The following is a 20,338-nucleotide window of genomic DNA, read 5'->3' as shown; positions in this document are numbered from 1 at the left end:
CATCCCCGTCCAGCACACCCGAGAACCGCGGATGCGAGCCACTGGGCAAGCGCTGTTCCTGGGGGCACTCGAGAAGAGCGCGGGCGCGACGGGAACTACGCAGCGAGCAGGGAACGGAGCGCGGAGGTGAAGAGGCGGAGGCCGTCGACGCCCGAGCGCATGGCGGCGGCGGTGTCGGGGCCGAAGCCGGGCTCGACGGCGTGCTCCGGGTGGGGCATGAGCCCGACGACGTTGCCCCGCTCGTTGGTGACGCCGGCGATGTCGTGGAGCGAGCCGTTCGGGTTGACACCCACGTAGCGGAAGGCCACGAGACCCTCGCCCTCGAGCCTCGCCAGCGTCTCGGCGTCGGCGATGTAACCGCCCTCACCGTTCTTCAGCGGCACGACGATCTCGTCGCCCTGCTCGAACTCGTGCGTCCACGCGGTGGTCGCGTTCTCGACGCGCAGCACCTGGTCGCGGCAGATGAAGCTGCCGTGGTCGTTGCGGATGAGGCCGCCGGGCAGGAGGTGGGCCTCGGTGAGCATCTGGAAGCCGTTGCAGATGCCGAGCACGGGCACGCCTCGCTCGGCGGCGGACACGACCTCGCGCATGATGGGGGAGTGCGACGCGATCGCGCCGCAGCGCAGGTAGTCGCCGTAGCTGAACCCGCCCGGGAGCACGATCGCGTCGACGCCCTGCAGGTCGTGGTCGCCGTGCCAGAGCGCGACGGGCTCGCCGCCCGCGAGGCGGACGGCACGCTGGGCGTCGCGGTCGTCGAGCGATCCGGGGAAGGTGACGACCCCGACGCGGCTCATGAGGCTACCCCGGCGGGCTCCGACTCGACGCGGACGGCCACGACGTCCTCGATGACGGAGTTCGACAGCAGCTCGTCGGCGACCTCGCGCACGGTGGCGAGCACGTCGTCGGTGACCTCGCCCTCCACCTCGAGCTCGAACCGCTTGCCCACGCGCACGGACGCGAACGCCTCGTGCCCGAGCCGGGCGAGCGCACCCGCGACGGCCTTGCCCTGGGGGTCGAGCAGCTCGGCCTTCGGCATGACCTCGACGACGATCTTCGGCATGGACTCTCCTGGGATCAAAGGGGATCGATGGGATCGGGTGCGTTGTGGGGATCCGACGAACGGATCGCGGGGCGTGCGCCCGCGCGGACCCTCCGATCCTACCGGCCCGCACCCGCGTCCGAGGCGCCAGACGGTGGCCTACGCCGGCTCGCCCGAGACGAGGCGTCCCAGCTCGCGGCGGCTGGGGGCCCCGAGCTTGACTCGTGCCTGGTAGATGTGCGACTCGACGGTGCGCACCGAGAGGTAGAGCTCGGCCGCTATCTGCCTGTTCGACAGCCCGTGCGCCACCAGCTCGGCGATCTCGACCTCGCGCTCGGTGAGGTCGGCGAGGGTCCCCTCGCCGAGCGCGGTCGCGCGGACGGGGACCGGCCCCGTCGCGGGTGCTGTCACTGACCCGCGTGTCGGTGCGGGCTCGGAGAACCGCTCCGCCCCGTCGCCCTGCGTCGCCCCCACGACGCGGAGCCGCGGCCGACGCGCCGCCCGGCGCTGCCCCGGAGGCGCGGTGCCCACCGCTCGCGGCGGGGGCGCGACGCCGAGCGCTCCCGCGAACTCACCCCATCCCGCGCCGATGTCGAGCAGGTGCCGCCGCGACTGCTCCACGAGCTCCTCGTCGTCGAGCGCCCGAGCGGCGACGTCCTCGGCGAGCGCGCGCGGGAGCGGAAGATCTGCCTCGTCGAGGAGGGCGAGCATCCGCTCGGCGGACTCCGCATCCGACCGGGTGAGGGTGGCGAGCATGAAGCGGTCGCGGCTCTCGAGCGTCGGCGTCCCGTGCGAGCTGACGTCGAGGAGCGCCGACGCGGCGGTGGCGGCCGCGGCGAGGTCGCCCTCGGCGGGCAGCAGGATGCTCTCCGTCAGGTGCCGGGCGTAGTCATGCATCGGATGGGGGCGGTCCTCGAGCTCGGCCTTCGCGAAGACCGCCATCGCCTCGTCGTGCCGGCGGGCACTGTGAAGGGCGATGGCGTGCGAGTAGAGGGCCACGGGCCGCCAGATCGCCAGCTCGAGGAGGTCGCAGCGGAGGGCGGTCGCCGCATAGTCCGCGACCGCGTCGGTGAACGCGCCGGTCTGCCAGTTGACCGAGCCGGTCGCCATGCTGAGCACGCAGAGCGCGGCGCGGTGGTCCTCGAGCACGGCGGCGTCGACCACGGCGGGGAGGCGGTCGGCGACCGGACGCATGTCGGCACCGGCTGCCATCCTGCCCAGCGCTTCGAAGCAGAGCGACCAGGATGCGGTGGTGACGTCGTTGGTGCGCCCCGTGATGGGGTCGCGGGTGCCCAGCTCGATCTCGCGGAAGAGCGCCTCCGCGCGACCCCAGTCGCCGATGTATGCGCTGCCGAGTGCGTGGACCAGCGCGGCGCGGATGCGCGTGACGGTCGCGACGGCCGGGTTCTCGAGCACGCCGCGTGTGCGCTCCACGGCGTCCGGCCAGTCCATTCTGAGCGCGCTCAGCTCCGCGTCGGCGACGGCGACCTCGGCCGCGAGCGCGTCGTCGTCGGGCGCCGACGCCACCAGGTCGTCGATGAAGCGGCGCAGGCGCGGGTCACCTGACCCGCTGCGGTTGCGCAGCGCCACGGCCCAGCGGAGCACCCGCCGCCGCGCCGCAGACCCGAGCCCCGCCTGATCCGCGCCGGCCACTGCGTCTACCCCATCAGTGTCGAGTGCCACGAGCGCATCCACGGCCGAGCTCTCATCGCGCGCGCCCACGAGCGCGCGCGATCGCAGGACCGCCGCCGCCGCCGGGGACAGCCACCGGTCGCCGAGCCGCACGAACGCCAGCGCGAGGTCGTAGCGTCCCCGTCGATCCGCATCCCGCGCCGCCGCGATGATCAGCCGCCGCACCAGGGCACCGTCCGCCGCGCCGGACGCGCCGGACTCGCCGCCGTCGACGGACCGTGCCCCCGCACCCGAGCTCCTCTCCGACACGAACTCCCAGTGCGACACGACGTTGATGCTCTCCCGCGCCGACCGATGCGGATGCCAGTCCCGGAGCGCTCCGCGCGCCGCCGCGCTCAGTGCCTCGTCGAGCGTGCCGGCCGGGAGGCGCCGGGCCGCCGCCCGGGCGACCAGCGGGCTCACGTACAGGCGGCGCCCGGTCGTCCCGTCGGCGTGTACGAGCCCCTCGTCGAGCAGCGCCGCGAGGGTGCCGGGCCGGACGACGCTCTGCGCATCCGCGTAGCCGATGCCGCTCAGCGCCTCGAGCACGGCCAGCACGAGGCACTCCTCGGGGGAGTACTGCGCGATCTCGGCGTCGAGCGTGGCCTCGACCCGCGACCACGGGGGAAGCTCCCGGATGCGGCGGAGCGGATCGATCCCCGAGCGTTTGGCGGCGACGCACTCGGTCGTCAGCTCCCTGAGCAGCGCCCGCGAGCCGGAGGCATGGAAGAGCAGCGCGCGCCGGGTGACCAGCCCGAGGAGGTGGTCGTCGTCGAAGGTGTCGACCAGGTCGAGGGCGGTGTCCTCGTCGAGCAGGTGGAGGTCGAGGCGGTCGGCCTCGCCGCGCAGCCAGAGGTCGAGGAGCGCTCGCCCGGAGGCCCCCACGGAGGCGGAGGAGGAGCGGGGCATGGTGAGCCCGGCGACGAGGGTGACCCGCCTGCGGTACACGAGTCGGGCGAGCAGCAGGGCGCCGGCCTCGTCGAGGTCGTGGGCATCGTCGACCACCACGATCGTCGGGTCCGTGCTGTTCGCCGGGCCCCCGATGTCCTCGACCAGCCAGCCGGCACCCGCGGCCTCGATCGCGCCGTAGACGGTGCCGGCCAGTGCGGTGGAGCCCGGGACGACCAGGTGCTCGGCACCCCACTCCGTGAGGAGATCGCCCACCGCGCGCAGGTAGTGCGACTTGCCGCTGCCCAGCGGGCCGGCCACGATGACCGAGCGGCCGGTCAGAGCCGTCTTCGCCGTGCGCTCCGCGTCGCGGTCGGTCCCCACTGTCGAGGGATGACCGGTGTCGTCCGTTGCGTCGTCATCTCCCATGTGTGCTCATCCGTTCGATCACCCCTTCGAACTGCCGAGAAGCAGACGGCTGTGACGCCGTCTCCTCACATTACGTCCGGACACTCGAGACCGGGGAGCCTTGACAGCGGCGGGTCGGTTGCCCCGGTTGCCCCATCTTCTCGTCTCAGGTTATGCTCGTACCCCCCAAAGGGGTGACGATCATTCAGTTTCGTTAAATTTACTTCCCCGAAATGTTCAGTCTTTCTTTCGGGTAGGGTGCTCTCCTAGCCTGGGTCGGACTCTCCACCTGAGAAACCCCTGTGATCGCCACCCCGAGGAGCCCCATGTCCGACTCCATCCGTCGAGCCCACACGAAGGCGCTCGCGGCACTGGCCGGAGGTGCGCTCGTCGTCGCACCTCTCGTCGCGTTCTCATCGCCCGCCTCCGCCTCACCCGCCGGCACCGGCGTCGTCATCAACGAGGCGTACACGAAGGGGGGCAGCGCAGGCGCTCCCTACGTGAACAAGTTCGTCGAGCTCTACAACCCGGGGGACGCGGCCGTCCCCCTCGACGGATGGTCGCTGCAGTACCGCTCCGCGACCGGCACCGGCGCCGGCCAGGCGGGCGCGCTCAGCGGATCGATCGCCCCCGAGGGCCACTACCTGGTGCAGCTGGGCAGCAACGGCTCGACCGGACAGCCGCTCCCGACCCCCGACGCCACCCTCGGCCTCAACCCCAGCGGCACCACGGGGACCCTCTACCTCGCCTCCACGGCCACGCCGCTGACGCTGCCGACGGGGAACGTCGCGGGCGCACCGGACGTCGTCGACGCGGTCGGCTTCGGCACCTCCAACACGTTCGAGGGCACCAGCCCGGCGACCGTCGACGGCCCGAACACCACGCCGAACTCGCTCCAGCGCACCGACTTCGCCGACACCGACAGCAGCGTGTCCGACTTCGTCTCGAGCGCCGACGTCACGCCGCAGAACGCCGCATCCGACGCCGACCCGACGGACCCCACCGACCCGACGGACCCGACGGACCCCACCGACCCGACGGATCCCACCGACCCGACCGATCCGGCCGACCCCACGATCACCTCGATCGCCGACATCCAGGGCACCACCGACGTCTCCCCGCTCAACGGGCAGACCGTCACCACCCAGGGAGTCGTCACCGCGACGTACCCCACGGGCGGCTTCCGCGGTTACGTCATCCAAACCGCGGGCACCGGCGGGGCGATCGACCTCGCCACGCACACCGCCTCCGACGCCCTCTTCGTCTTCTCCGACGCCACCGTCGGCGACGTCGCCATCGGCGACGAGGTCACGGTCACGGGCACGGTGAACGAGTTCAAGAACTACACCGAGCTGAACGTCGCCGCGGGCGGCCTCCTGGCGAAGACCGCGGCCTCGGCCCCGGTCACGCCCGCCACCGTCGAGCTGCCGCGCGACGCCGCCCAGCGCGAGTCGCTCGAGAGCATGCTGCTCGCCCCGCAGGGCGACTTCACCGTGAGCGAGACCTACGACGCCAACTACTTCGCGTCGTTCGGTCTCGCCTCGGGCACGACGCCGCTCCTCAACCCCACCGAGATCGCCCGTCCGGGCACCGACGCCTACGCCACGGCGGTCGCCGACAACGCGGCGCGCGCGGTCACCCTCGACGACGGTGCCAGCATCAACTTCAGCACCAGCGCCAACTCGGGCATCCCGCTGCCGTACCTCACGGCCGACCACGACATCAGCGTCAACGACCGGGTCAGCTTCACCTCGCCGGTGATCTTCGACTTCCGCAACGGGCTCTGGAACTTCCAGCCCACCCAGCAGCTCACCGTCGAGAACGACGCCACCGTGAACCCGGTCGAGTTCTCGTCGAGCCTCACGACGGCGCCCGCGAACGTCGGCGGTGACATCCAGCTCGCCGGCTTCAACGTGCTGAACTACTTCACCACCACCGGCGACCAGCTGTCGGGCTGCGTCTTCTACACCGACCGCGACGGCGAGCCCGTCACGGTGAACAAGGGATGCGACGCCCGCGGCGCCGCCGACGCCGACGACCTCGCGCGCCAGCAGGCGAAGATCGTCGCCGCGATCAACGGCCTCGGCGCCGAGGTGGTCTCGCTCGAGGAGATCGAGAACTCCGCCAAGTTCGGGAAGGACCGCGACGACGCGCTGAAGACGCTCGTCGCCGCACTGAACGCCGCGCCGCACGACGGCGGCGACTGGGAGTTCGTGCCGTCGCCGGCCGCCGACCAGCTGCCCCCGCTCGACGCGCAGGACGTCATCCGCACCGCGTTCATCTACAAGAAGGACGCCGTCGAGCCCGTCGGCGCCTCTCACGTGCTCGTCTCCGACGCCTTCTCGAACGCCCGCCAGCCGCTCGCGCAGGAGTTCGAGCCTGTCGGCGGGTCCGACGACGAGGCGTTCATCGCGATCGTCAACCACTTCAAGTCGAAGAGCTCCGGCACCGGAGCGGACGCCGATCAGGGCGACGGACAGGGTGCGTCCAACGCGTCCCGCGTCGCTCAGGCGAAGGCGCTGGTGTCCTTCTCCGGCGACCTGCAGACCGAGCTCGGCACTGACCGCGTCTTCCTCCTCGGCGACTTCAACGCCTACTCGCAGGAGGATCCGGTCGTCGAGATCACGAACGCCGGGTACACCGACCTCGGTGTCGCGACGGGCAAGCACAGCTACTCGTTCGACGGATCGGTCGGCTCGCTCGACCACGTGTTCGCCTCGCCCGGCGCGGTCGCGCACGTCACCGGCACCGACATCTGGAACATCAACTCCGGCCTGTCGATCGCTCTCGAGTACAGCCGCTACAACTACAACGCGACCGACTTCTACGACACCAGCGTCTACCGTTCGAGCGACCACGACCCGGTGGTCGTGGGCTACTCGTTCGACGGGGCGGCGGCCGACACGGTCGACCTGAACCTGCTCGACATCAACGACTTCCACGGTCGGATCGACGACAAGACGGTCTCCTGGGCGTACACGATCGAGCAGCTCCGTGCGGCGTCCGGGGACGACAACACCCTCTTCCTCTCCGCGGGCGACAACATCGGCGCCTCGCTGTTCGCCTCGAGCGTGCAGCAGGACCAGCCGACGCTCGACGTGCTCAACGCCCTGGGCCTCGAGGCGAGCGCCGTGGGCAACCACGAGTTCGACCAGGGCTTCGCCGACCTCACCGGACGTGTGACGGAGGCGGCCGACTTCGACTACCTCGGCGCCAACGTCTACAAGAAGGGCACCACCGACCCGGCGCTGCCGGAGTACACGGTCATCGAGAAGGACGGGCTGCGGATCGGCGTCATCGGCGCGATCACCCAGGAGACGCCGTCTCTGGTGACCCCGGCCGGCATCGCCGACCTCGACTTCGGCGACCCGGTCGACGCGGTGAACCGCGTCGCGGCGCAGCTCTCCGACGGAGACGAGTCGAACGGCGAGGCCGACACGATCATCGCGCTCTATCACGAGGGTGCCGGTGACGGCGCCGTCGAGGGGGCGACCCTCGACCAGGAGATCGCCGCGGGCGGCGCCTTCGCGAAGATGGTGACCGAGACCTCGTCCGACGTGGACGTGCTCTTCACAGGCCACACCCACAAGCAGTACGTGTGGGACGGCCCTGTCCCCGGCGAGGCGGGCAAGACCCGTCCGATCGTGCAGACCGGCAACTACGGCGAGTTCATCGGCCAGGTGGGCCTGACGCTCGACGCCGAGACCGGCGATGTGGTCGACTACACCGCCGGCAACGTGCCGCGCTACGTGAAGCCCGCCGACCAGACCGACGCTCAGCTCGCGGCGCAGTACCCGCGGGTCGCCGAGGTGAAGACCATCACGGATGCGGCGCTCGCCAAGGCCGCCGAGATCGGCAACCAGCCGGTCGGCTCCGTGACGGCCGACATCACGACCGCCTTCGCGGGCGGGGCGTACACGAACGGCGTCTACACCGGCGGCACCCGCGACGATCGGGCGTCCGAGTCGACCCTCGGCGACCTCGTCGCCGACTCCCTGGTGTCGTCGCTCTCGTCCGCCGACCGCGGTGGCGCCGAGATCGGCGTGGTCAACCCCGGCGGCCTCCGTGCGGAGCTGCTGTTCAAGGGCGACACCTCGACCAACCCCGCCAACACCGACGGTGTCATCACCTACGCCGAGGCGAACGCGGTGCTCCCGTTCGTGAACAACCTCTGGACGACGTCGCTCACCGGCGCGCAGTTCAAGACCGTGCTCGAGCAGCAGTGGCAGACGAACAAGGACGGCTCCGTCCCGTCGCGCTCGTACCTGCAGCTCGGCCTGTCGTCGAACGTCACGTACACCGTCGATCCGGATGCGCCCCGGGGCGAGCACATCACCGGCATCTGGGTGAACGGAGCGCCGATCGACCCCGATCGGGCGTACCGGATCGGGTCGTTCAACTTCCTGCTCACCGGCGGTGACAACTTCCGCGAGTTCGCCAACGGCACCGACACCCGCGACTCCGGTCTCGTCGACCGCGACGCGTGGATCTCCTACCTGAAGGCGAACAAGGGACTGAAGCCCGACTTCGCCCGCCAGGCGGTGTCGGTCGACGGCGTCACCGACGCCACGCTGAAGGCCGGTGACCACCTCACCGCCACGGTGTCGGGTCTCGACCTCACCAGCCTCGGCAGCCCGCAGAACACGGAGCTGTCGGTGTCGTGGACGGGGTCGCCCGCGACCTCCGACCCGATCCCGGTGACGAACGGGACCGCGGCCGTCGATGTGATCGTGCCGGAGAACGTCCCGACCTCGACCGAGCTCGTGCTCACGGCGAAGCCCTCGGGCACCGTGGTGCGCATCCCGGTCAGCGTCGAGGCCGGCGACACGGTGAACCTCGACCTCCTCAACATCAACGACTTCCACGGTCGGATCGACGCCAACACCGTGAAGTTCGCGGGCACGCTCGAGCAGCTCAGGGCGGGCTACGGCGACGACAACTCGCTGTTCCTCTCGGCGGGCGACAACATCGGCGCCTCGCTGTTCGCCTCGAGCGTGCAGCAGGACCAGCCGACGATCGACGTGCTCAACGCCCTGGGCCTCGAGGCGAGCGCCGTGGGCAACCACGAGTTCGACAAGGGCTTCGACGACCTCACCGGACGTGTCACCGACGCCGCCGACTGGGAGTACCTCGGCGCCAACGTCTACGGCCCCGACGGGAAGCCGGCACTCCCCGAGTACCGGATCGTCGAGAAGGCGGGCCTGACGATCGCCATCATCGGCGCGGTCACGCAGGAGACGCCGACCCTCGTCTCCCCGGGCGGTGTCGAGGGGCTCACCTTCGGCGACCCGGTCGAGGCGGTCAACCGCGTCGCCGACCAGCTCACCGACGGCAACCGTGCCAACGGCGAAGCCGACGTCATCATCGCCGAGTACCACGAGGGAGCCGGCGCGGGCACGCCCGACGGAGCGTCCCTCGAGCAGGAGATCGCCGCGGGCGGAGCGTTCGCCGACATCGTGACGAAGACCTCGTCCGACGTCGACGCGATCTTCACCGGTCACACCCACAAGCAGTACGCCTGGGACGCTCCCGTCCCCGGAGAGGACGGCAAGACGCGTCCGATCCTCCAGACCGGCAGCTACGGCGAGAACATCGGCCAGATCGTGCTCACGGTCGACGCGCAGTCGGGCGACGTGCAGTCGTACTCGGCCCGCAATGTGGCCCGCACCACCGCATCCGACGCCTCGCTCGTCGCGGCCTCCCCGCGGGTGGCCCAGGTGAAGTCGATCACGGATGCGGCGCTCGCCCAGGCGGCGACGATCGGCAACCAGCCGGTGGGATCGGTCACGGCCGACATCACCACGGCCTTCGCCGGCGGCTCGTTCACGAACGGCGTCTACACGGGCGGCACCCGCGACGACCGAGCATCGGAGTCGGCGCTCGGCAACCTCGTCGCCAACTCGCTCGTCGACTCGCTGTCGTCGGCCGACCGCGGTGGTGCGCAGATCGGCGTGGTCAACCCGGGCGGGCTCCGCTCCGAGCTGCTCTACGCCGGCGACACGTCGGGCAACCCGCTCAACACCGACGGCGTGATCACCTATGCCGAGGCCAACGCGGTGCTGCCCTTCGTGAACAACCTGTGGACCACGTCGCTCACGGGAGCCCAGTTCAAGACCGCGCTCGAGCAGCAGTGGCAGACGAACGCCGACGGCACCATCCCGTCGCGTCCGTTCCTGAAGCTCGGCCTGTCCGACAACGTGCGCTACACCTACGACGACACCCGAGCGGCGGGCGACCGCATCACGGGCATCTGGATCGACGGGCTGCCGATCGACCCGGCGGCGTCGTACCGCGTGGGCTCGTTCAACTTCCTGCTCGAGGGTGGCGACAACTTCCGCGTCTTCGCGGACGGCGCCGACACCCGCGACTCGGGCCTCGTCGACCGCGACGCGTGGATCGCCTACCTCCAGGCGAACCCGGGTCTCGCGCCGAGCTTCGAGCGCAACGCGGTGAAGGTGACCGGAGCGCCGACCGCGGCGGTCGACGCGGGGTCGACGCTCTCGTTCGACGTCTCGGGCCTCGACCTCACGAGCCTCGGCAGCCCGCAGAACACCGAGCTGTCGGGCACCTGGAACGGCACGAGCGCGGTGATCGCGCCGATCGCCGTGGCGAACGGCGCGGCGACCGTGTCGCTCACCGTCCCGGCCGACGCCTCCGGTGCGACCGAGATCGTGCTCGACGCGGCGCCCTCCGGTACCGTGGTGCGCATCCCGGTGCTGGTGAACGCGGGCACGAACCCGGGCGGTGGCGAGCAGCCGCCGGCCACGACGCCGGTGCCCGCGGGTGAGGACTCGCTCACGCCCGACCTCGAGGGCGCGATCGGCCTCTCCGCCTCCACCGTCGCGCCGGGCGGCTCGCTGACGATCTTCGTCGGCCCGCAGTACGCGGGGCAGTGGGTCAGCGCCTGGCTGTACTCCACGCCGATCCTGCTGACGAACGCGGCGGGCGACGTGTGGCAGCGGGTGGGGGACCGACGGGAGCATCTCGGTCGTCATCCCCGCCGACGCTCCGCTGGGCGCCCACCGCATCGCGGTGCAGGATGCGGAGGGCAACGTCATCGGGTGGGCGAGCATCACGATCGCCGCGGCCGACGGCAGCGCGCCCGGGTCCGGGTCCGGATCGGGCTCCGCCCCGGCGGGCTCGGGATCGGGTTCCGGATCGGGCGACCTCGCCTCCACCGGCGCGACCGTGTACCCGGGCATCGTGGTCGCGATCCTGCTCCTCGTCGGAGGGGCCGGGCTGGCGATCATCCGCCGCCGCCGGCCGGTGCACGGCGGCGAGTAGCAGTCACACGACGCCGGCCCCGCATCCGATCACCGGGTGCGGGGCCGGCGTCGTTGGCGTCATTCGCGCCGCCGTCGTTTTCGTGGTGCGGGCTCGCCTCAACTACCGTGGAGGGGATCCCCCGCTCGAAAGGAACCACCCATGCCCACCTCTCTCGTCCTGTCCGACGAGGTCCGCGACGCAGTGGCCTCGGGCGCTCCCGTTCTCGCCCTCGAGTCGACGATCTTCACGCACGGCCTGCCCCGCCCCCGCAACGTCGAGGTGGCGCTCGAAGCCGAGGAGATCGTGCGGGCGGCCGGTGTCGTGCCCGCCACGATCGGACTGGTCGGCGGCGTGCCGACCGTGGGCCTCTCGACCGACGAGATCGTGAGCTTGTCGAACGACGACTCCGTCGTCAAGGTGTCGCTGCGCGACGTGCCCGTGGCCGCCGCGAAGAAGCTCAACGGCGGCACCACCGTCGCCGCGACCGCGTTCCTCGCCGCGCGCGCCGGGGTGCGCGTGTTCTCCACCGGCGGCCTCGGCGGAGTGCACCGCGGCGCCCAGCAGACCTTCGACGAGTCGGCCGACCTCGGCACCCTCGCGGGCCTGCCGCTCGTCGTCATCAGCGCCGGTGTGAAGTCGATCCTCGACATCCCGCTCACGCTCGAGCGCCTCGAGACCCTCAACCTCGCCGTCGTGGGCTACCGCACCACCGACTACCCGGGCTTCTACGTCAGCGACTCCGGCTACGACATCGAGTACTCGGTCGACGGCGTCGACGAGATCGTCGACATCGTGGGTACGCGCGACGGCCTCGGCATCTCGTCGACCCTGCTGGTCGCGAACCCGGTCGCCGCCGACAAGCAGCTCCCCATCGACGTGCACGACGCCGTCCTCGCCCAGGCGCTCGCCGCGGCGGAGGCTGGCCACGTCGCCGGCAACGACACCACGCCGTTCCTGCTCGACTACATCCAGCGCGAGACCAAGGGGGCGTCGCTCGACGTCAACGTCGAGGTCTACCGCGGCAACGTCGCTCTCGGCGCGCAGATCGCCGCCGCGCTCCGCTGAGCCGAGTCGTGGATCCGGTGCATCGCCCCTTGCTCGCCGTCGCGGGCGACCTGCTCGAGGACGTCGTGGTCTGGGGTGTCGGCGCCCTCGAGCGGGGCACCGACAACCCCGGGCGCGTGTTCCGCTCGCAGGGCGGCAGCGCGGCCAACGTCGCCGTGCGTGCCGCCGGCATGGACGGCGTGCGTGTGCGCTTCCTCGGCCGGGTGGGTGACGACGCGATCGGCGGCGCACTCGAGGCGGAGCTGCAGGGCCGCGGCATCGAGACGGTGCTGCAGCGGGGCGGCACCACGGGGACGGTCATCGTGCTCGTGGATGCGGTCGGCGAGCGCACGATGATCCCCGACCGCGCCGCGTCGGCCGAGATCGAGCGCTTCCCGTCGGAGGCGCTCGACGGGGTCGCCTGGCTGCACCTGCCGCTCTACGGCTTTCAGACGCCGATCGCGCGCGAGGCCCTTCTCGCGCTCGCGTCGGAGGCGCGGGATCGCGGGGTGACGGTGTCGATCGACCTGTCCTCCGTGTCGCTGCTGCGCGACCTGGGCGACGAGCTCGACGGTCTGGTGGCGGCCATCCGGCCTGAGGTGGTCTTCGCGAACGCCGAGGAGGCGGCCGTCGTCGACGCCCGCGCCTGGGTGCAGGACCTCGGGTGCGAGCTGGTCGCCAAGAACGGCGCCGGCCCGGTGCTGATCGTGTCGCGCTCCGGCGAGCAGTCCTTCCCGGTGCCGCGGGTCGAAGCGGTGAGCGACACGACGGGCGCGGGCGACAGCTTCGCGGCCGGCTACCTCGCCGCGTCGCTCCGCGGCGAGCCCGTGGAGGCGGCGGTCGCGGCCGGCTGCGCCGCCGCCGCGGAGGTGCTCGCCGCCCCCGGCTCCCGCCGCGCGTAGCGTCCGTCCGCGCCGTCCGCGCCCGCGCGCACGTTGTCCTCACGGTTTCGCCATGCTGGTGGCGTTTCGCCATGCTCATGCGTATGGCGAAACGCCACCAGCATGGCGAAACCGAGGGGGAGGACCGTGCGGGGTCAGGCGGCGGGGCGGATGAGGACGGTGTTGTCCCAGGGGTCCGAGACGGTGAGGGCGCGGCCGTCGTGGGCGGTCTGCAGGCCGTGGTGGCGCATCCGCTCGTCGGTGGCGGCGACGTCGTCCGCCTCCGGCACCACGATCTCGACCTGGCCCAGGCCCAGCGCGAGACTCCGGCGCCCGGCGCCCGCCGATCCCCACACGTTCATCGCCATGTGGTGGTGGTAGCCGCCCGCGGAGACGAAGAGCGCCTGCGTGCCGTACATCGTCGTCACCTCGAAGCCGAGCGTGTCGACGTAGAAGTCGCGCGCCTGCGCGATGTCGCCGACGCTGAGGTGCACGTGCCCCACGCTCGCGCCGCCGACGCGGGGGTCGGCGAGGGTGGCGTCGGTGAGGTGCTCCTGCAGGAAACGGTTCGGGTCGAGGAACAGCGTCGACATCTCGATCGACCCGTGCACCCAGCTCCACTCGGTGCGGTCGCGGTCCCAGTAGAGCTCGACGCCGTTGCCCTCCGGGTCGTCGAAGTAGAACGCCTTCGACACCAGGTGGTCGGAGCTGCCGGTGAACGAGCCGGGGAAGCGCGTCGCGACCGAGTAGACGGCCGCGGCCAGCGCCGCCTCCGTCTCGTAGAGGATCGCCGTGTGGAAGAGCCCCGCGCTGCGCGGCTCGGGCCGTCGCAGCTCGGGCGCGTACTGCAGCACGACGGCGGGCACCCCTCCGCGGCCGAGCACGGCGGAGTCGCCGTCCTGTGCGATCACGTCGAGCACGACGGCGTCGCGGTAGTAGGCGATCATGCGGTCGAGGTCGCCGACACGGAGGGTGACGGCGCCCATCACCGTAGCGGGCGCGAGGAGGTCGGATGCGGTGCTCGTCATGCTCCTCTCAACGTCGCCCGCCGCCGAGGCATTCCTTGTAGGTACAACTAGTTCGCGGATGCGAGTGACCGGCCGAGCGAGACGGTGCGCTCGCCGTCGGAGTAGTACCCGAACGCGGGCACGGTGTCATACCCGCGGGAACGATAGAGACCGAGCGCCGGGACGTGCAGCGTGGTCGTCTCGAGCACCATCTCGGTGACACCGGCGGCGCGCGCCGTGTGCTCGAGGTGGGTGAGCACCCGCGCCGAGATGCCGCGCCCGCGCGCCGACTCGAGCACGAACATCCGCTTCAGCTCGGCGCGCCCGTCGGGGAGGAGACGCCAGCCGCCCATCCCGACGGGCTCGCCGTCGAGGTAGGCGACGACGAAGTCCCCGGCCGGCGGCGCCAGCTGCTCCGGATCGAGCGGCGCGCCGTCGGGCTGCCCGTACATGCGCGTGTACTCGGCCTGCACGGCCTCGATCAGCGGGCGCGCATCCGCATCGTCATAGCGGCGGCGCTCGAGCCGCAGGATGGTGCTCACCCGACGACGATACCCGCCTGGTGAATGCGCACCTCGTGCGCGGGCGTCGGGTGCTCACTTCTGGCGCCTTCTGACGGGGAGGGCGCCTTCTGCCGGGGAGTGGGTGCAGAAGTGAGCAGTGGATCCTGCGCACGGATCGGACGGGTCGCACGGGCGCGAGCCCGTGGGGCACGAGCCCGTGGGGCACGAGCCCGTGGGGCTCAGGCGCGCGGCGGAGGGGGCGTGCCGAGGTGGCGGAGCTCGCGGAGGGCGGCGATGTCGCGGAGCATCTTCGCGGTGGTGCGCTCGGTCTCGGCGGTGCCGGACGAGAGGCCGTAGCGGCGGTGGCGCTGCAGGGTGAGGAGCCAGCCCCGCGGGAGGTCGGTGGGGAGGGTCCGTGGATCGACGGGCCTGCCGCTCGACGACCGGCTCTGGCGGTGGCGCTGCTCTGGGGTAGTGGACACTGTCGATCTCCACGCTCGGCTCCGCCCCGCGGGTGACGGGACGCGCGTCCAGTCTCGCCGCCGAGGGGCGTCCGGATGTGGCAGCGCAGTGTCAGTGGCCGGAGGCTGCCACGTGCTCGGCGGCCGTCTTGCTCGGCCCTCAGACCCAGCCGCGCCGCGCCGCCTCGACGCCCGCCTGGAAGCGGTTGTCGGCCCCCAGCTCGACGAGGAGGTCGTGGCTGCGCCGCCGCAGCGAGCGCACCGAGATGCCGAGATGGCGGGCTGCGGCCTCGTCCTTCACACCCGCGCTCATCAGCGCGAGGAGGGACTGCTCCTCGCCGGTGGGCCCGCGATGGGCGCTGGAGAGGTCGGCGAGGGAGTCGCGAGCCTGCTGCACGGGCACAGCGCGGCTCCACGTCGCCTCGAACAGCTCGCACAGCGCGGCGACCAGGGGCGCGGAGGCGGTGACGATCGCGTCGCTCCGCCCGGGCTCCACGCTGAGGGAGACGAGCGCGGTGGTGCGGTCGGCGATCGCCAGCTTGACCGGCAGCTCCGACACGATGCGCGCTTGCTCACCCCGTTCGGTGAGGCGGATGGCCTGGTCCCAGGCGCCGTCGCGCTCGAAGCTCTGGGCGGCGTAGACCGCCCGCCAGAGCACGCCCCGCCCGATGACGGTCGTCTCGAGCGGCTCCAGCGGCGACGAGACGTAGGGCGGCCGGTCGAACACCATGAAGTCGCGCACGGCCTGATGCTGCAGCCGCACGTACCAGGCGGCCACCGTGTCGCGGTCGCTCAGCACGAGGGTCTCGTCGGTGGACGCGGAGGCGGCGAGGGTGCGGTCGAAGCGCTCGCCGAGCACGGGGATCAGCTCGCGCACCCGGCCGAGCTCGGAGTTGAGGCGGTCGAGCAGCGAGGTCACCGCGAACCGCGGATCGACGGGCGAGTAGTAGCCCGCCTCGCTGAGCTCCCGCGACACCAGCCCGATCGCGCGCAGCGACTCCAGCTCGGTCGCCGCCGCGTCGACCGGCACGTCGAAGCGCGAGGCCACGTCGTCGACCAGGGTCTTCCCCCGCGACACGACGAACAGGTAGACGGCCTCGTTCGACTCCGTCAGCCCGTCGAGCACGACGAGCCGCCCCTGGTCCTCCATCCGACCCCTCCCTCCGGCGCGGTCGCCCGCGGCGGCCGACAGGTCGGATGATACCGACCCGGCCCGAACGCGGGGTCGGATGGGAGGACGCCAGGTCCTGAAGACCGCTACGGAGCGCTGCGCCGGCGGCGCAGGACGAGCACCACGACCACCGCGGCGATGACCACCACCGCGAGCACACCCGCGGCGAGGACGAGCGGGAGCGTCGAGTCGTCCTGTCCGCTCGTCGTCTCGAGCGCCACCGTCGTGGCCTCCGCGGACGGTGACGCGGACGCGGCCCCGCCCGCCGGCGTCGGCGTCGAAGAGGGGGTGGGCGAGACAGCGGGAGCCGGCTGCGCGAACGTCACCGGCGTGAACGACTCGTTGTTCGCGTTCGCGACGCCGTGGGCGCCGATCGTGATCACACCGCACTGCGTGGCGACGCAGTCGACCGTGATCTCGTTGTTCTCGCGGTCGAAGGTCTGGAACACCGGTCCGGGTACGGTGATCGTCGTCGCCCAGGCGCCGTCGGCGCCGAGCACGCCGCCGGATGCGGACGCCTCCGTCGCCCCGCCCGGGAACGAGAGGAACTGCTGATACCCCTGCGGAGCGGCCTCGTCGTCCATCGCGTACCGGTACGTCGTGCCCGTGGCGCCGCCGGCGCTGGGCTGCCACGATCCGGTGGGGTCGACCCAGCCGAACAGCACGTAGATCCCGCCGAATCCGCCCGCGACCGACTGGAATCCGCTCCCTGTCACCTGCAGCTGCGTGGGTCCGTCGGGGTTCATGACGGGCATGCCCGTCGACGGCGCCCCCGCTGCGGCGTCCGCACCGCCGACGACGGAGATGTCGACGAGCGGAGCGGCGCTCGCGGCAGCGGAGGAGCCCAGCACGCCGGCGAGCACGGCGGCGGCTCCCGCGAGCCCGAGCAGGACGCGCGAGGGGCGGTGGCGAGAGATCATGACGGTCCTTCCAGGGAGGGGGATGACGGGGGAGCGGAGACGGAGGCGACGGCCAGGCGGCCGGCCCGACGCGGGAGCACGATGAGTGTCCCGTCGGCGGGGTGCGTGAGCACCTCGAGCGGATGCTCGTACACCCGCGACAGCAGCTCCTCGGTGAACACGTCGGCGGGCGGCCCGTCGGCCACCACACGTCCGTCGGTGAGCAGGCACACGCGGTCGGCGAACGCGGCCGCGAGCGAGAGGTCGTGCAGCACGACGACGACCGCGTCGCCCGCATCCGCCCGCTCGCGGGCGAGCCGCAGCACGTCCTCCTGATGGCGGATGTCGAGCGCCGCCGTCGGTTCGTCGAGCAGCAGGATGCGGGTGCGCTGCGCGAGGATGCGCGCCAGCGCCGCGCGGGCCCGCTCTCCGCCCGAGAGCGACGGCACTGTCCGGGGGAGGTGACGCCCGAGGTCGGTGCGGAGCACCGCATCCGCGATCGCCTCGTCGTCCTCGACCTCGAGCGCGGTGCCGGCCCAGGGCGCCCGGCCCATCTCGACCACCTGCTGCACGGTGAAGGGGAACGACACGGACGTCTGCTGCAGCAGCACCGACCGCTCGCGGGCCAGGTGCTTCAGCGACCACGACGCGAGGGGCCGTCCCGCGATCTCGACGGTCCCCGAATCCGGTGCGACGTCTCCCGAGATCACCCCGAGCAGCGTCGACTTGCCGGCGCCGTTCGGCCCGACGAGGGCGAGGAGCTCGCCCGGACGGGCATCGAGGTCGACGCCGTCGAGGATGCGCGCCCCGCCGAGCGACACGGAGACCTCCCTCGCGACGACGGCGCTCATCCCCACCCTCCCGAGCGGGCGCGGGTGCGCCGCAGCAGCCAGAAGAAGAACGGACCGCCGACGAGGCTCGTGAGCATGCCGATCGGCAGGTCGGCGTAGGGTACGGCGGTGCGGGCCACGAGGTCGGCGGTGAGGAGGAGGAGCGCCCCGCCGAGCGTGGAGGCGATGAGCAGGGGCAGGTGGGCCGGGCCGAGGATCATGCGCATGAGGTGCGGGATCACCAGCCCGACGAACGCGATGATCCCGGTGAAGGCGACAGCGACCGCCACCAGAAGCGCGACGAGCACGATGACCCCGATCCGGAGCCCCTCGACGTTCAGGCCGAGGTGGCGCGCCGCGCGCTCGCCGAGGGTGAGGAGGTCGAGGCGCCGGGCCAGGACGAGGGCCACCGCGATCCCGACCAGCACGACGGGGAGGATGACGAGCACGTCCGGCCACAGGGCGCCGTTGAGCGAGCCCAGCTGCCAGAACACGATCTCCTCTCGCGCCTGCTGGTCGCCGAAGAACACCAGGAACGCCAGGCCCGCCCCCGCCACCGCGTTGACGGCGATGCCGGTGAGCACGAGGGTGACCACCTCGGTCCGGCCGCCGGAGCGCGACATCGCGTAGACCAGCACGGTCGCCGCGAGCCCGGTCGCGAACGCGACGACGGCGATCGTCCACGAGCCGAGGAAGGCCCATCCGAAGACGATCGTCGCGGCGCCGCCGAGGGCCGCGCCCGACGAGACGCCGACCACCCCCGGCTCGGCCAGAGGGTTCCCGAAGATCGCCTGCATGAGCATCCCGGCCACGGCGAGGGCCGCCCCCACGAGGATCGCCAGGGCGATGCGGGGGAAGCGGATCGTCCAGAGCGCCGCATCGGCGTTCTGGTGCGAGGGCAGGGGGAGAACGCCGTCGATGCCGAGGTGGTGCAGCACCGAGCCGAGCACCTCCGCGGGCGGGACGGCGAGCTGGCCCGTGCCTGCCGAGACGACGGCCACCACGACCAGCGCGAGACCGAGGCCGCCGAACAGCAGCGACCGGACGGCGACGCGGTCGCGCCGCGGGGTGCGGGCGGCGACGACGTCCTCGAGGTCGGCGGCAGCGGTCATCGCGAGGCAGCCGAGTCTCTCGGCGCGTACAGCGCCTCCGCCAGCGCGGCCAGCACGTCGGGCGTGCGGGGGCCGAAGCTCAGGATCTCGTAGTCGCTCATGTCCACGATCCGGCGGTTCTGCCCGGCGGGAGTCTGCGCGACGGCGGGCAGCCGCTCGAGCAGTCCGTCGACCCCGCCCACCGACTCCAGCCCCTTCGTCATGACCAGGATCACGTCGGGCGCCGCCGCGACGAGCGCCTCGGCGGTCATCGGTCGCATGCCCTGGATGCCGGCCTCGCCCGCCACGTCCACGGCGCCGAGCGAGGTGATGAGCGCATCCGCCCCGGACTCGCCGCCGAAGATGTAGTACACGCCCGCGTTGCCCCTGACGTAGAGGAAGAGCATCCGCAGGCGGTCGGCGTCGGCGGGCGGGGCGATCGCCGCGATCTGCGCCTCGGTCGCCGCGATGCGCTCCTCCAGCTCGGCGGACACGCTCTCGCCGGCGGCGGACACGCCGAGGGCGTCAGCCACCGACTGGACGAGCGACCCGACGGTGTCGAGGGAGCGGTCGGGGGTGACGACCACGACAGGGATGCCGGCGTCGCGCATCTGAAGCACCACGTCCCACGGCCCGATGGAGGTGTCGGTGAGGATGACGGTCGGCGCGAGGTCGAGGATCGCCTCGGCGCTGAGCTGGTGCCCGCCCCGCGTCACCTCGGGGAGGTCGGCGGCCTGGGCGAACCCGGTCGAGGTGTCGCGTCCGACCACCCGGTCGCCGAGCCCGAGCGAGTAGACGGTCGCCGCGAGCGTGCCCGCCATGTCGAGGGCGAGGATGCGGCTGGTGTCGGTCACCGTCACGGCGGTGCCCTGGTGGTCGACGACGGTGGCCGGGAGCGTGGGCTGCGGGTCGTCGGCGAGGACAGGTACGGCGTCGTCGGCCAGGCACGCGGTGGCGGGTCCGGTTATCGACCGCGGATCCGTCACCGGAGGGATGCCGGCGAGATCGACCGGCGTCGCGTCGCTGCACGGGGTGGCGGTGGACGTGGCATCCACGACGGGGAGCGATCCGTCGGCGGTGGGGACGCTGCAGGCGCCGAGGCCGAAGAGCGCGGCCGAGGCGACGGCGACGAGCGCGAAGCGGCGGAGGGAGCGGGGCACGGCGGATCCTGACGGCATC

General features: G+C 72.2%; 14 protein-coding genes and 1 pseudogene. 4 read left to right on the top strand and 11 right to left on the bottom strand.

Going from position 1 to position 20,338, the window contains the following annotated elements; genetic code table 11:
- Positions 1-95: 95 nt before the first annotated feature.
- The 3 genes from purQ to ACFJGV_RS07840 all read right to left on the bottom strand — a co-directional run bounded on the left by purQ (position 96) and on the right by ACFJGV_RS07840 (position 4,027).
- The gene (purQ, locus tag ACFJGV_RS07850) at positions 96-794 is read right to left on the bottom strand and encodes a phosphoribosylformylglycinamidine synthase subunit PurQ (protein ID WP_378148113.1); all 699 of its coding nucleotides are present in this window, start codon (positions 792-794) and stop codon (positions 96-98) included.
- Positions 791-1,060 (bottom strand): phosphoribosylformylglycinamidine synthase subunit PurS, encoded by a 270-nt coding sequence (purS, locus tag ACFJGV_RS07845; protein WP_378148112.1) that lies wholly within the window; start codon positions 1,058-1,060, stop codon positions 791-793. Before purS ends, purQ begins: the two co-directional genes overlap by 4 nt.
- A 138-nt stretch (positions 1,061-1,198) precedes the next feature.
- Positions 1,199-4,027, bottom strand: a complete 2,829-nt coding sequence (locus ACFJGV_RS07840) for a LuxR C-terminal-related transcriptional regulator (RefSeq protein WP_378148111.1) — start codon at positions 4,025-4,027, stop codon at positions 1,199-1,201.
- 305 nt (positions 4,028-4,332) lie between these two features.
- Between ACFJGV_RS07840 and ACFJGV_RS07835 the strand changes: the two are divergent.
- From ACFJGV_RS07835 to ACFJGV_RS07820, 4 genes and pseudogenes are all read left to right on the top strand, one after another.
- Positions 4,333-10,293: pseudogene (locus ACFJGV_RS07835) on the top strand (ExeM/NucH family extracellular endonuclease); the annotation flags it as partial.
- Between the two features lie 745 nt (positions 10,294-11,038).
- Positions 11,039-11,290: an LPXTG cell wall anchor domain-containing protein gene (locus ACFJGV_RS07830; protein WP_378148665.1), complete on the top strand. Its 252-nt coding sequence runs from the start codon at positions 11,039-11,041 to the stop codon at positions 11,288-11,290.
- Positions 11,291-11,431: 141 nt separating this feature from the next.
- Positions 11,432-12,337, top strand: coding sequence for a pseudouridine-5'-phosphate glycosidase (locus tag ACFJGV_RS07825; protein WP_378148664.1), 906 nt, complete (start codon positions 11,432-11,434; stop codon positions 12,335-12,337).
- Positions 12,338-12,345: 8 nt separating this feature from the next.
- A complete protein-coding gene (locus ACFJGV_RS07820) occupies positions 12,346-13,218 on the top strand; it encodes a carbohydrate kinase family protein (RefSeq protein WP_378148662.1) in 873 nt (290 codons plus the stop codon).
- A 134-nt stretch (positions 13,219-13,352) separates the two neighbouring features.
- Here ACFJGV_RS07820 and ACFJGV_RS07815 read toward each other — a convergent pair whose 3' ends face one another.
- The 8 genes from ACFJGV_RS07815 to ACFJGV_RS07780 form a co-directional block, all read right to left on the bottom strand.
- The gene (locus ACFJGV_RS07815) at positions 13,353-14,225 is read right to left on the bottom strand and encodes a VOC family protein (protein ID WP_378148110.1); all 873 of its coding nucleotides are present in this window, start codon (positions 14,223-14,225) and stop codon (positions 13,353-13,355) included.
- Between the two features lie 47 nt (positions 14,226-14,272).
- Positions 14,273-14,746, bottom strand: a complete 474-nt coding sequence (locus tag ACFJGV_RS07810) for a GNAT family N-acetyltransferase (protein WP_378148108.1) — start codon at positions 14,744-14,746, stop codon at positions 14,273-14,275.
- 200 nt (positions 14,747-14,946) lie between these two features.
- On the bottom strand, positions 14,947-15,189 hold the full coding sequence (locus ACFJGV_RS07805; RefSeq protein WP_378148106.1) for a hypothetical protein: 243 nt from the start codon (positions 15,187-15,189) through the stop codon (positions 14,947-14,949).
- A 139-nt stretch (positions 15,190-15,328) separates the two neighbouring features.
- Positions 15,329-16,318 (bottom strand): helix-turn-helix domain-containing protein, encoded by a 990-nt coding sequence (locus ACFJGV_RS07800; RefSeq protein WP_378148104.1) that lies wholly within the window; start codon positions 16,316-16,318, stop codon positions 15,329-15,331.
- A 107-nt stretch (positions 16,319-16,425) separates the two neighbouring features.
- Positions 16,426-17,259: a hypothetical protein gene (locus ACFJGV_RS07795; RefSeq protein WP_378148102.1), complete on the bottom strand. Its 834-nt coding sequence runs from the start codon at positions 17,257-17,259 to the stop codon at positions 16,426-16,428.
- Positions 17,256-18,089: a heme ABC transporter ATP-binding protein gene (locus ACFJGV_RS07790; protein ID WP_378148101.1), complete on the bottom strand. Its 834-nt coding sequence runs from the start codon at positions 18,087-18,089 to the stop codon at positions 17,256-17,258. The genes ACFJGV_RS07795 and ACFJGV_RS07790 overlap by 4 nt, the downstream gene beginning before the upstream one ends.
- Positions 18,086-19,180, bottom strand: coding sequence for a FecCD family ABC transporter permease (locus tag ACFJGV_RS07785; protein WP_378148100.1), 1,095 nt, complete (start codon positions 19,178-19,180; stop codon positions 18,086-18,088). Before ACFJGV_RS07785 ends, ACFJGV_RS07790 begins: the two co-directional genes overlap by 4 nt.
- Entirely contained in the window at positions 19,177-20,319 is a 1,143-nt protein-coding gene (locus ACFJGV_RS07780; protein ID WP_378148099.1) for a hemin ABC transporter substrate-binding protein, read from the bottom strand. The genes ACFJGV_RS07785 and ACFJGV_RS07780 overlap by 4 nt, the downstream gene beginning before the upstream one ends.
- Positions 20,320-20,338 lie beyond the last annotated feature (19 nt).

Origin of the sequence: Cnuibacter sp. UC19_7, assembly GCF_042699995.1 — a bacterium.
Taxonomy (GTDB): Bacteria; Actinomycetota; Actinomycetes; order Actinomycetales; family Microbacteriaceae; genus Cnuibacter.
This window is presented reverse-complemented; position numbering and strand designations above follow the sequence as displayed.

Bases quoted from the DNA above. Each gene is read 5' to 3' on its own strand.
- purQ (WP_378148113.1), bottom strand. From the start codon at position 794: ATGAGCCGCGTCGGGGTCGTCACCTTCCCCGGATCGCTCGACGACCGC.
- purS (WP_378148112.1), bottom strand. From the start codon at position 1,060: ATGCCGAAGATCGTCGTCGAGGTCATGCCGAAGGCCGAGCTGCTCGAC.
- ACFJGV_RS07840 (WP_378148111.1), bottom strand. From the start codon at position 4,027: ATGGGAGATGACGACGCAACGGACGACACCGGTCATCCCTCGACAGTG.
- ACFJGV_RS07825 (WP_378148664.1), top strand. From the start codon at position 11,432: ATGCCCACCTCTCTCGTCCTGTCCGACGAGGTCCGCGACGCAGTGGCC.
- ACFJGV_RS07815 (WP_378148110.1), bottom strand. From the start codon at position 14,225: ATGACGAGCACCGCATCCGACCTCCTCGCGCCCGCTACGGTGATGGGC.
- ACFJGV_RS07800 (WP_378148104.1), bottom strand. From the start codon at position 16,318: ATGGAGGACCAGGGGCGGCTCGTCGTGCTCGACGGGCTGACGGAGTCG.
- ACFJGV_RS07795 (WP_378148102.1), bottom strand. From the start codon at position 17,259: ATGATCTCTCGCCACCGCCCCTCGCGCGTCCTGCTCGGGCTCGCGGGA.
- ACFJGV_RS07790 (WP_378148101.1), bottom strand. From the start codon at position 18,089: ATGAGCGCCGTCGTCGCGAGGGAGGTCTCCGTGTCGCTCGGCGGGGCG.
- ACFJGV_RS07785 (WP_378148100.1), bottom strand. From the start codon at position 19,180: ATGACCGCTGCCGCCGACCTCGAGGACGTCGTCGCCGCCCGCACCCCG.